The following is a 9,956-nucleotide window of genomic DNA, read 5'->3' on the forward strand; positions in this document are numbered from 1 at the left end:
CTTCAGGGGCGCGGGGCCGCGACATTTGCGGCTCCGCCGCGTGGGCGCGACCAGCGACGAACGGCCCGCGGACTCCGAACCGGCCTTCACTCGGAGCGCATCCGTATCCGTGTGACAGGGAGTGTCCTCCTCGTCGCACACCTCGCGTTCGTCGCCTGGCTCACGCTGCGCCCGCTGGATGTGCCCTGGGTGATGCCCCCCAATCTGCATCCGTTCGCCGGCATCCGGGCCGATCTGGCCCTGGGCCGGCCGGAGGCGGCCCGCCGCATCGGTGAGGGCGTCGGCCTGCTCGCGCCGCTCGGCGTACTGCTCCCGATGGCGCACGGCAGGCTCTGGGCCTTCCCGTTCGCCTCCTTCGTCCGTACGGTCGCCGCGGGCGCCCTGGTCTCCCTGGGCATCCTGCTGCTGCAGACCGGGGTGCCGGGCCGGGTCCCGGACGTCGACTCGCTGCTTCTGAACACCGTGGGCGTGGCCCTCGCCCATCTCGCCGTCGTCCCCGCGGCCCGCTCCTGGCTCCGCCGCAGGTCCGAGCGGAAGGAACGGGCGGCCGTCCGCCAGGAGGAAGCGCTTCAGGGTCGAACCCCGACGTTTCCCAGGGTCGGGATCGCACCGTAGAGCGACGCTTTGCCCCCTTCGTCTCCGTAGCGTGGAAGGCAGATGAGGCAGCCACAAGGAAGCCGCCTCGCCCCGACGCTCACGAAGGAGCCGCACATGTCCGCCCTCGTCCGCCCCACCCACGGCCGCATGATCGGCGGCGTGTGCGCCGGTCTGGCGCGGCGCTTCGGCACCTCCGCGACCACGATGCGCGTGATCTTCCTGCTCTCCTGTCTGCTGCCGGGCCCGCAGTTCCTGCTCTACATAGCGCTGTGGATCCTGCTGCCCTCGGAGGAGAAGGCGGCCCGCACCGCCTGGTGAGCTTTCTCGTAGGTACGCCGATGGGGCACACCCCGTGCCCAGGGGTGCGCCCCATCGGCGCGTTCGGGAGGCGGCTCAGCCGAGCGGCACACCGTTCACGGGCAGGCCGCGGGTGGGCACCGGCAGGCCGCCGAGCAGCCCGCTGACCGGCGCGGACGGGCCGTCGGCAATCGCACGGGCGGACGGCTGCACGGAGGACAGACCGCGTTCGAGGGCGGGCTTGCCCTGGGCCACCGCCGCCTGGGCACCCGGCAGCGCCTGGGAGACGTTCTGCGCCGGGAGCGCGCTGGTGACGGAACCCAGCGCCGCGGTGGCGTCCGGGACCGCCGGGGCCGCATTCGCGGCGCCCGCGCCCGTGGCGGCGAAGGCGGCACCGAGAGCGGCGACACCGAGGGTCTTGGCAGCAGACTGCTTCATGAAATGCGTCCTCGAAATGGGGTTGGGGAAATGTGAGCGGTGTCCACGACCGTAAACACGCGCACCGGCCCGCCGCAAACATCGAAATGCGGACGGGTTGTGAATACCCGTCCGCATTCCACACACCCCAATACCCTTCCCTACCCCTCCGAGGGCACAGAACCGCTGGTGGAAGCGGTCTGCTGGAACAGCCATTCGGACTTCAGCTCGGCATATCCGGGCTTGATCACGTCATTGATCATCGCCAGTCGTTCATCGAAAGGAATGAACGCTGATTTCATCGCATTGACGGAGAACCACTGCATGTCGTCGAGCGAATAACCGAAGGCGTCGACAAGGTGCTCGAATTCCTGGCTCATACTTGTGCCGGACATGAGTCGATTGTCCGTATTCACGGTCGCACGGAAGTGCAGTCGACGCAGCAGCCCGATCGGGTGTTCGGCGTACGACTCCGCCGCCCCGGTCTGGAGATTCGAGCTGGGGCACAGTTCGAGCGGGATCCGCTTGTCCCGTACGTACGAGGCGAGCCTGCCGAGCTTCACCGTGCCGTCGGCCTGCACCTGGATGTCGTCGATGATGCGCACACCGTGCCCGAGCCGGTCGGCGCCGCACCACTGCAGGGCCTGCCAGATGGACGGCAGCCCGAAGGCCTCTCCCGCATGGATGGTGAAGTGGTTGTTCTCGCGCTTCAGATACTCGAAGGCGTCGAGGTGCCGGGTGGGCGGGTAACCGGCCTCGGCACCGGCGATGTCGAAGCCCACCACCCCCAAGTCCCGGTAGCGGTTGGCGAGTTCGGCGATCTCCAGGGCCCGGGCGGCGTGCCGCATGGCGGTGAGCAGGGCACCGACGCGGATCCGGCGGCCGCTCTCCCGCGCGAGCCGCTCCCCTTCCCGGAAGCCCTCGTTGACGGCCTCGACGACCTCTTCGAGGGTCAGGCCCTTTTCGAGGTGCTGCTCGGGGGCGTACCGCACCTCGGCGTACACGACCCCGTCCGCGGCGAGGTCCTCGGCGCACTCGCGGGCGATCCGGACCAGCGCGTCCCGGGTCTGCATGACGCCGACGGTGTGCGAGAAGGTCTCCAGATACCGCTCCAGCGAACCGGAGTCGGCGGCCTCCCGGAACCAGACACCCAGTTTGTCGGGGTCCGTCTCGGGAAGGCGGTCATAGCCCGTCTCACGGGCGAGTTCGACGATCGTCCCCGGGCGGAGGCCGCCGTCGAGGTGGTCGTGCAGCAGAACCTTGGGGGCCCGGCGGATCTGGTCCGAGCTCGGGGTGTTCCCCATCGGGGCAGTCTGGCTCGTCATTTTCGCACTCTAACCCCTACGCGCGTAGATCGCCCGCTGTACAACTGCGCCGATACGTAACGTCGATACGCAACGGTGACCGCAAGGACGAGGCACGTACACCCACCCTTCTGACACTGTTCTGTCATGGCACACCAAGCGACGCCGGTTCGACGGGCCCGGCTGGGGAGGGCACTCGGCCCGGAGCCGACGGCGGTGAGCGGAGTGGTTCTGCTGCTCCCCGGCGGCGACGAGGAATCCGCCCGCAGACCGTCCCCCATGCTGGCGACCGCCTCCGTACGCGCACTGGGCCGCCGGCTGGCCCGCGCGGGGCGGGAGGAGGGTCTGGCCACGCATGTCGTCCACTACCGCTACCGCGGCTGGAACGGCAGCGAGGCGCATCTGGCACGGGACGCCTCCTGGGCCGCGGACGAAGCCGTACGGCGGTACGGGGACGTCCCTGTCTGCCTCGCCGGCCTCGACATGGGCGCCCGGGCCGCGCTGCGCGCGGGTGGACACGAGGCCGTCAACTCCGTACTGGCGATGGCCCCTTGGCTGCCGGAGGAGGACGTCGCGGCTTCGCCTGAACCGGTGAAGCAGTTGGCGGGGCGGCGGGTGCTGATCGTTCATGGGACGAATGACGACGTCTCCGACCCCGAGCTCTCCTTCCGGCTGGCGGCGCGGGCGAAGAAGGCGAACCGGGATGTGTGCCGGTTCGAAGTGCACTCCGACGGTCATGGGTTGCATCAGTACCGGAGTGAAGTGCAGGCGTTGGCCGAGGATTTCGTGATGGGGGCGTTGTTCGGGCGTTCGTTTTCACGGCCGGTGGAGGATGCGTTGGCGGCTCCGCCGCCGTTGGGGTTGCGGATGCCCTTGGCTGCGGGGTTTGGCAAGTCGTTGCGCCGGTAGCGCCGTTGGGGTGCGTGGTTCGTTGGCGGGTGCGGGTTCGTTGTGGTTGATCGCGCAGTTCCCCGCGCCCCTTAAGGGCGCTGCCGCTCACGTAGGGAGCAAGTTGCCCCTTCTTGAGAGTAGGAACCTCTTGAAGGCTGCCACTGGGGGTGTGTCCGGGTGGCCGTCGAGCCATGCCACGCCGATTTCCCTTGCCGCTCTTGGGGCCGTGACCGTCAGTTCCACAACTCCCGGGCGGGGGAAGGCCGGTGGTGGGAGGAGCGCGACTCCCAGCCCGGCTGCTACGAGACCCCTCAGGGTCTCCGCCTCCTCGCCCTCGAAGGCGATGCGGGGGCGGAAGCCGGCCTCCCGGCACAGGTCGTCCGTGATGAGGCGCATGCCGTAGCCGGGTTCGAGGGTGACGAAGGTTTCGTCGGCCGCCTCGGCGAGGCGGATGCGGCGGCGGGACGCGAGAGGGTGGTCGGCGGGGACGACCAGGCGGAGTTTCTGTTCGTCGAGGCGGCGGGCCACGAGGTCGGGGGCGTCGGGGACCGGTGAGGTCAGGCAGAGGTCGAGTTCGCCCGCGCGGAGCTTCTCCAACATCGCCTCGCCGTAGTTCTGGACCAGGCTGAAGCGGACGCGGGGGTGGTCGACGCGGAAGGCCTGGATGAGGCCCGGGACCGTCTCCGCGCCCATGGTGTGCAGGAAGCCGAAGGCGACCTTGCCGGTGGCCGGGTCGGCGTCGGCGCGGACCTCGTCGGCGGCGCGCCCGATCTCGGCGAGGGCGCGTTCGACGGAGCCGAGGAAGGTGCGGCCGGCCGGGGTGAGGGAGACGGTGCGGCCACGGCGGGCGAAGAGGTCGACGCCCAGGTCCTGTTCGAGCCGGACCATGGCCCGGGAGAGGGTGGACTGCGGGACCTGCATCTCCTGGGCGGCGCGTGTGACGTGCTCGGTACGGGCGACGCCGGCGAAGTGGGCGAGGCGCGGGGCGAGCAGCGAGACGATGTCCTCGGTGTCTTTTGTGTCACTGGACGGTGACAGGTGAGCTTGTGACCTCTGCTGATGCACCATGGGAACGATTATGGCGATTCCATGCATTGGACGGATGAGCGGGACCGTACGTAGCTTCGAGGCATGTCTCCCGCCAGTACCGGGGCGTCCACCGTCGTGGACGCCGTACCGTCCGTTTCCGCTTCCGACTCCATGGCCGACTCCCGTATGGCCCCGGGCGGCCCCGGCTACCGCCGGATGAGCTTCGCCCTGTTCCTCGCGGGGGTCGCGACGTTCGCACTGCTCTACTCCACGCAGGCCCTGCTGCCGCTGATCTCGGGCGAGTTCGGGGTGGCGCCGAGTGAGGCGAGCTGGACGGTGGCGGCGGCGACCGGTGGTCTGGCGGTGTTCGTCCTTCCGATGAGCGCGCTGTCGGAACGGTTCGGGCGTCGTACGGTGATGACGGGCTCGCTCGCGGTCGCGGTGACGGTGGGGCTGGTGGTCCCGTTCGCGCCGTCGCTGGGCGTGCTGGTCGTGCTGCGGGCGCTGCAGGGGGCGGCGCTGGCCGGACTGCCCGCCTCGGCGACGGCGTATCTCGCGGAGGAGGTCCGGCCGAAGGCGCTGGTCACGGCGATCGGGCTGTTCGTGGCGGGCAACAGTGTCGGCGGGATGAGCGGCCGGGTCATCACCGGGTGGGTCGCGCAGGAGTGGGGCTGGCGGGTCGCGGTCGGCGTGATCGGGGCGATCGCGGTGGCGTGTGCGGTGGCGTTCCGGCTGCTGCTGCCGGCGCCGCGGCACTTCGCGGCCGGCTCGCTGCGGCCACGGGTGCTGGCGCGGACGGTGCGCGAGCATCTCGCCGATCCGCTGCTGCGTCGGCTGTATGCGATCGGTGCGCTGTTCATGACGGTGTTCGGCGGTGTGTACACGGTGATCGGTTACCGCCTGACGGAGGCGCCGTTCTCGCTGCCGCAGGGCGTCATCGGGTCGATCTTCCTGGTGTATCTGGTGGGTACGGTGTCGGCGTCGACGGCGGGGCGGCTGGTGGGTCGTCTGGGCCGCCGTGGGGCCCTGTATCTGGCGGGCGGTACGACGGCGTCGGGCCTGCTCCTGTCCCTCGCGGGGTCTCTCGTGCCGGTGCTGCTGGGGCTGGTGCTGATCACCGCCGGGTTCTTCGCGGGGCATGCGGTCGCGTCGTCGGCGGTGAGCAAGACGGCGACGCATGGGCGGGCGCAGGCGTCGGCGCTGTACCAGTCCGCGTACTACGTCGGGTCGAGTGCGGGGAGCACGGTGGGGGCGCTGGCGTTCCACGCCGGAGGTTGGGCCGGGACGGTGGGGGTCGGGCTGCTGGCGGTGCTGGGGGTTGTGACGATCACGGTGCTCGGGTCGCGGGCGGCGCGGGTCGCTGCGCGGCGCAGCCCGGCGCCGGTCCACTGATCTTTTTCGCCCCCGCCGCCCCTACCCGTCCCGTACCGGGGGCCAGCCCCCGGACCCCCGCTCCTCAAACGCCGGAGGGGCTGATTTTCGCCGGCCGGGGCTTGATCTTTCAGCCCGTCCGGCGTTTGAGGACGAGGCCGTTCAGGCCGAAGCGGGGGTCTGGGGGCGGCAGCCCCCAGGGACGGGACGGGTAGGGGCAGCGGGGGCGAAAGCCTCTGGCCTGCGTATTCTCCCGCTCCGGACGCCATTGTCAGTCCCCTGCGGTAGCTTCCGAGGTGCTGGGCGCAAAGGCGCGACACAGACGGCCACAGGGGTGGGTGGACGATGACGACAACGGACCTCGACGTCAGGCTGGAGAAGCACCGGGTCGAGCTGACCGGCTACTGCTACCGCATGCTCGGCTCCTCCTTCGAGGCGGAGGACGCGGTACAGGACACCATGGTCCGCGCCTGGCGCAGTTACGAGAAGTTCGAGGGCCGCTCCAGCCTCCGCTCCTGGCTGTACCGCATCGCGACGAACGTCTGCCTGGACATGCTGACCGCCGGCAACAAGCGCGCCCGCCCGATGGACCTGAGCGACTCGACGCCCCTCGCCCAGGCCGCCCTCTCCCCCCGCCCCGACAACACCTGGCTGGAGCCGATGCCGGACGCCCGCGTCCTGCCGACCGTCGAGGACCCCGCGGAAGCCGCCGTCGCCAAGGAGTCCGTGCGGCTCGCCTTCATGGCGGCCCTGCAGCAACTGCCGTCCAAGCAGCGCGCGGTGCTGATCCTGCGCGAGGTCCTGGCCTGGAAGGCGAGCGAGGTCGCCGAGCTGCTCGACACGTCGGTCGCGTCGGTCAACAGCGCACTGCAGCGGGCCCGGGCCACCCTCGCCGAGCGAGAGCAGGGCGACAAGGCGGCGGCCGCGGCCGTCTCCGACCCGCTGGACGAGGAGCAGCAGAAGCTCCTGGACCGCTATGTGGCGGCCTTCGAGGGCTACGACATGACCGCGCTGACGGCGCTGCTGCACGAGGACGCCGTCATGACGATGCCGCCGTTCGACCTGTGGCTGACCGGCCACGACGACATCACCGGCTTCATGACGACGCTGGGCTCCGCCTGCGAGGGCTCCCGTCTGGTGCCGGTCCAGGTCAACGGCCTGCCGGGGTTCGCCCAGTACAAGCCGGACCCGGAGCAGGGCGGCTTCACCGCATGGGCGGTGCAGGTGCTGGAGATATCAGACGGCGGGCTCTTGGGGTTCCACTTCTTCCTCGACACGGAGCGCTGGTTCCCGCTGTTCGGCCTGTCCCTCCGTCTCGAAGCGGAGTCCGACCAGGTCGAGGAGGGCGTGTAGGGAGGGGGCGGGATCGCGGAGGCGGATCCGGCCGCCGGCCCGCCGGGCGGCCAGCTCCAGCCGCGCCAGCAGATCCACGGCACCCAGCCCCGGCGGCCCGATCGCGGCGACGTCGACCACCAGGACCCCGGCACCGCCGGCCTCCAGCAGCGCCCGCACGTCGTCACACAGCCCGGTCGCCTCGTCAGGGGTGACGGGGCCGGGGAGCACGAGTACGGCGGGTGTCGTCATGGGGTCCACGAGCGGTAGACCGGGTGGGCGGACGGAACTCATCGGGGCGACGATTGGGCCCCACGCCTGCCGGGCGTGTCCGCCGATCGGGATCATGTTGACCCGGCACCCTCCTCCCCCGGAGGGTTGGGTGTATGCCCCAAGTATCAGCGCCTCCCTGGATACCCGACGGCCTCCTCCCCGCCGAGGAGGCGCCGTGCAGGGAGTGCTGACGGGCTTCGCGGTCATCGCGGTCGTCATCGGTGTCGGCTATGTGATCGGACGGCAGGGCCACCTCGGCGAGCACGGCCGTGAGGTGCTGACCAAGCTGGCCTTCCATGTGGCGTCCCCGGCCCTCCTCTTCACGACCCTCGCCCGCGCCGACCTGTCGGTGATCTTCTCCAGCCGACTGCTCGTGACGGCGATGAGCACGGCAGCGGCGGCGGGAGTGTTCGTCGCGGTGGGTGTCGTACGCGGCTGGGGCGTCGGACGCACCACCATCGGCGCCCTGTGCTCCAGTTACGTCAACTCGGGCAACCTCGGCATCCCGATCGCCGTGTATGTGCTGGGCGACGCCTCGCTGGTGGCGCCGGTGCTGCTGTTCCAGATCATCGCGGTCACACCGATCGCCCTGACGATCCTGGACCTGTCCGGCAAGGGCGAGAAGGGACCGCTGTGGCTGCGGCTGCTCACACCGCTGCGCAACCCGATCGCCGTCGGCTCCCTCGCCGGTGTCGCGGTCGCGGCGGCAGGCGTCCATGTCCCGAACCCCGTCATGGACCCTCTGACCCTGATCGGCAACATGTCGGTCCCGGCGGTCCTGCTGGCCTTCGGCATCTCCCTGTGCGGCAGCACGATGCCGGGCCGGGGCGCCGACAAGCACCCCGTGTTCCTGTCGGTGGCGCTGAAGTCGGTGGGCCAGCCGGTGGCGGCGTGGGCGCTGGCGGTGGGGGTGTTCGGGCTGCACGGCGCCCACCTGCTGGACGTGGTGGTGACGTCGGCGCTGCCGGCCGCGCAGAACCTGTACACGTACGCGAGTCGCTATCGGGTGGCCGAAGGGCTGGCGCGGGACTCGATCCTGCTGTCCACGGTGTTGTCGGTGCCGGTACTGGTGGTCGTCGCCGCCCTGCTCGGCTGAAGCCGCCCAGAACGCAGGGGCCGGCCCCGAAGGACCGGCCCCTGGCAGTCGCTCATGGACGTCAGGCGATACGCTCCAGCACCACCGGCGTGGCCGCGAACGCCGTGCCCGCCGCCCCGATGTCGTAAGAGCCCTGCACCGCCTGCAGCGCGTACTCGAAGCGCTCGGGGGTGTCGGTGTGCAGCGTCAGCAGGGGCTGGCCCTCCGTCACCGTGTCGCCCGGCTTGGCATGCATCTCCACGCCCGCGCCCGCCTGCACCGGGTCCTCCTTGCGGGCACGCCCCGCGCCCAGGCGCCAGGCGGCGACACCGATGTCGTACGCGTCGAGGCGGGTGAGGACACCGCTCGACGGCGCCTTGATGACGTGCTGTTCCTTCGAGGTGGGCAGGGCCGCGTCCGGGTCGCCGCCCTGAGCTGCGATCATCCGGCGCCAGACGTCCATCGCCGAGCCGTCGGCGAGGGCCTTCGCCGGGTCCGCGTCCTTCACTCCGGCCGCGTCCAGCATTTCGCGGGCGAGCGCGATCGTCAGCTCGACCACGTCCGCAGGTCCGCCGCCCGCCAGGACCTCGACCGATTCCCTGACCTCCAGGGCGTTGCCCGCCGTCAGGCCCAGCGGGGTCGACATGTCGGTCAGCAGGGCGACCGTCTTCACTCCGTGGTCGGTGCCCAGGCCCACCATCGTCGAGGCAAGTTCCCGCGCGTCCTCGATGGTCTTCATGAAGGCGCCCGTGCCCACCTTTACGTCCAGGACCAGGGAGCCGGTGCCCTCGGCGATCTTCTTCGACATGATCGAGGAGGCGATCAGCGGGATCGCCTCGACCGTGCCGGTGACGTCGCGCAGCGCGTACAGCTTCTTGTCCGCCGGGGCGAGGCCGTCGCCCGCCGCGCAGATCACCGCGCCGGTGGTGTCGAGGACGTGCAGCATCTCCTCGTTCGAGAGGAGGGCGCGCCAGCCGGGGATCGACTCCAGCTTGTCCAGGGTGCCGCCGGTGTGGCCGAGGCCGCGGCCCGACAGCTGCGGGACCGCGGCACCGCAGGCCGCGACCAGGGGCGCCAGCGGGAGGGTGATCTTGTCGCCGACGCCGCCCGTGGAGTGCTTGTCGGCCGTCGGGCGGGACAGGGACGCGAAGTCCATGCGCTCGCCGGAGGCGATCATCGCGGCCGTCCAGCGGGCGATCTCACGGCGGTTCATGCCGTTGAGCAGGATGGCCATCGCGAGCGCGGACATCTGCTCGTCGGCGACCTCCCCGCGGGTGTACGCGTCGATGACCCAGTCGATCTGCTCGTCGCTGAGCTCACCGCGGTCCCGCTTGGTGCGGATGACGGAGATGGCGTCCATGGCCATGGCG

The 9,956-nt window shown here is 70.7% G+C and carries 11 protein-coding genes; 6 read left to right on the plus strand and 5 right to left on the minus strand.

Features of this window, described 5'->3' with window-relative positions:
- Window positions 1-111 precede the first annotated feature (111 nt).
- On the plus strand, window positions 112-615 hold the full coding sequence (locus tag P2Q00_RS26295; protein ID WP_275775231.1) for a VanZ family protein: 504 nt from the start codon (window positions 112-114) through the stop codon (window positions 613-615).
- 96 nt (window positions 616-711) lie between these two features.
- Window positions 712-915, plus strand: a complete 204-nt coding sequence (locus P2Q00_RS26300) for a PspC domain-containing protein (RefSeq protein WP_030929945.1) — start codon at window positions 712-714, stop codon at window positions 913-915.
- A gap of 75 nt (window positions 916-990) precedes the next feature.
- On the opposite strand, the gene P2Q00_RS26305 is transcribed toward P2Q00_RS26300, so the two are convergent.
- A complete protein-coding gene (locus P2Q00_RS26305) occupies window positions 991-1,332 on the minus strand; it encodes an ATP-binding protein (RefSeq protein ID WP_275775233.1) in 342 nt (113 codons plus the stop codon).
- Between the two features lie 140 nt (window positions 1,333-1,472).
- Window positions 1,473-2,636, minus strand: a complete 1,164-nt coding sequence (locus P2Q00_RS26310; RefSeq protein ID WP_275775234.1) for an adenosine deaminase — start codon at window positions 2,634-2,636, stop codon at window positions 1,473-1,475.
- A gap of 126 nt (window positions 2,637-2,762) precedes the next feature.
- Between P2Q00_RS26310 and P2Q00_RS26315 the strand changes: the two genes are divergently transcribed.
- On the plus strand, window positions 2,763-3,524 hold the full coding sequence (locus P2Q00_RS26315) for an alpha/beta hydrolase (RefSeq protein WP_275775235.1): 762 nt from the start codon (window positions 2,763-2,765) through the stop codon (window positions 3,522-3,524).
- 87 nt (window positions 3,525-3,611) lie between these two features.
- Here the strand turns inward: P2Q00_RS26315 and P2Q00_RS26320 are convergent, their stop codons facing one another.
- On the minus strand, window positions 3,612-4,574 hold the full coding sequence (locus P2Q00_RS26320) for a LysR family transcriptional regulator (RefSeq protein WP_275775236.1): 963 nt from the start codon (window positions 4,572-4,574) through the stop codon (window positions 3,612-3,614).
- Window positions 4,575-4,637: 63 nt separating this feature from the next.
- Between P2Q00_RS26320 and P2Q00_RS26325 the strand changes: the two genes are divergently transcribed.
- Both P2Q00_RS26325 and P2Q00_RS26330 read left to right on the plus strand, forming a co-directional pair.
- Window positions 4,638-5,927, plus strand: coding sequence for an MFS transporter (locus tag P2Q00_RS26325; protein WP_275775237.1), 1,290 nt, complete (start codon window positions 4,638-4,640; stop codon window positions 5,925-5,927).
- 324 nt (window positions 5,928-6,251) lie between these two features.
- A complete protein-coding gene (locus P2Q00_RS26330) occupies window positions 6,252-7,259 on the plus strand; it encodes a sigma-70 family RNA polymerase sigma factor (protein ID WP_275775238.1) in 1,008 nt (335 codons plus the stop codon).
- Here the strand turns inward: P2Q00_RS26330 and P2Q00_RS26335 are convergent.
- Window positions 7,143-7,532, minus strand: coding sequence for an STAS domain-containing protein (locus P2Q00_RS26335; RefSeq protein WP_275775240.1), 390 nt, complete (start codon window positions 7,530-7,532; stop codon window positions 7,143-7,145). The two genes, P2Q00_RS26330 and P2Q00_RS26335, sit on opposite strands and share 117 nt — an antisense overlap.
- A 154-nt stretch (window positions 7,533-7,686) precedes the next feature.
- On the opposite strand from P2Q00_RS26335, the gene P2Q00_RS26340 reads away from it, so the two are divergent.
- The gene (locus tag P2Q00_RS26340) at window positions 7,687-8,607 is read left to right on the plus strand and encodes an AEC family transporter (RefSeq protein WP_275775242.1); all 921 of its coding nucleotides are present in this window, start codon (window positions 7,687-7,689) and stop codon (window positions 8,605-8,607) included.
- A 61-nt stretch (window positions 8,608-8,668) separates the two neighbouring features.
- Here P2Q00_RS26340 and P2Q00_RS26345 read toward each other — a convergent pair whose 3' ends face one another.
- Window positions 8,669-9,946: a thymidine phosphorylase gene (locus P2Q00_RS26345; RefSeq protein WP_275775677.1), complete on the minus strand. Its 1,278-nt coding sequence runs from the start codon at window positions 9,944-9,946 to the stop codon at window positions 8,669-8,671.
- Window positions 9,947-9,956 lie beyond the last annotated feature (10 nt).

Source organism: Streptomyces coacervatus, assembly GCF_029223485.1.
Taxonomy (GTDB): Bacteria; Actinomycetota; Actinomycetes; order Streptomycetales; family Streptomycetaceae; genus Streptomyces; species Streptomyces coacervatus.